Below are 999 nucleotides of genomic sequence, written 5' to 3' on the forward strand. Positions count from 1 at the left end.
GATCCTGGCGCAAGTCGGCCTGGACCCGTCGGTCGGCGCGCTGTCGCCGTCCGAACTGTCGGGCGGCATGCAGAAACGCGTGGGGCTGGCCCGAGCGATCGCCGCGCGGCCGGACATCCTGTTCTTCGACGAGCCGACGACCGGCCTCGATCCGATCATGGGTGCCGTGATCGACGGGCTGATCGTCGACTGCGTCAAGACGCTGGGTTCCACGGCCATCGCCATCACGCACGACATGGCATCGGCCCAGCGGATCGGCGATCGGGCCGCGATGCTCTATCGCGGCAGGCTGATCTGGCAGGGGCAGGCCGGCGACCTGATGAGCAGCGGCAACCCCATGGTCGACCAGTTCACCCATGGCCGCCGCGAGGGCCCGATCGGAATGGAACTACGGCGCTAAGCAACCGGGCGCCACACGTGCCAAGCGCGCAGGACACTGGGACTGGATCATGACCGCACTGCCCGATTTCAACGACGTTCTGGCCGCCGCGCGCCGCATCGCGCCGATGGTCCATCACACGCCGGTCCTGACCTCGCGCCTGCTGAACGCACAGACCGGCGCCGAACTGTTCTTCAAGGCGGAGACGTTCCAGCGCGTCGGGGCGTTCAAGTTTCGCGGCGCGGCCAATGCCATCGCCCGACTGGACGACGCCCAGAAGCGGCGCGGCGTGGTCGCGTTCTCGTCGGGCAACCATGCACAGGCCATCGCGCTGGCCGCGGCCCGCGCCGACGTGCCCGCCGTGATCGTCATGCCGGCCGACTCGCCCGCGATCAAGCGCGCCGCGACACAGGCCTATGGCGCGGAAATCGTGCTCTACGACCGCTTTACCGAGAACCGGGAAGTCATCGGTCAAGCGCTGAGCACCGAACGCGGGCTGGCCCTGATCCCGCCATTCGAACACCCCGACATCATCGCCGGACAAGGCACCGCGGCGCTGGAGCTGTTCCACGCCTGTGGTCCGCTGGACATGCTGGTGGCCCCGGTGGGCGGGGGCGGGC

Annotated in this window: 2 protein-coding genes; both read left to right on the forward strand. The window is 69.1% G+C overall.

What is annotated here, in order from left to right:
- Positions 1-400, forward strand: a 400-nt coding sequence (locus HUK82_RS16815; protein WP_176614991.1) for an ATP-binding cassette domain-containing protein, incomplete at its 5' end; no start/stop codon positions are given.
- Positions 401-449: 49 nt separating this feature from the next.
- Positions 450-999: pyridoxal-phosphate dependent enzyme (locus tag HUK82_RS16820; RefSeq protein WP_176614992.1), on the forward strand; the 550-nt coding region annotated here is incomplete at its 3' end.

The sequence above is a fragment of the Ameyamaea chiangmaiensis genome (assembly GCF_013376175.1).
GTDB lineage: Bacteria > Pseudomonadota > Alphaproteobacteria > Acetobacterales > Acetobacteraceae > Ameyamaea > Ameyamaea chiangmaiensis.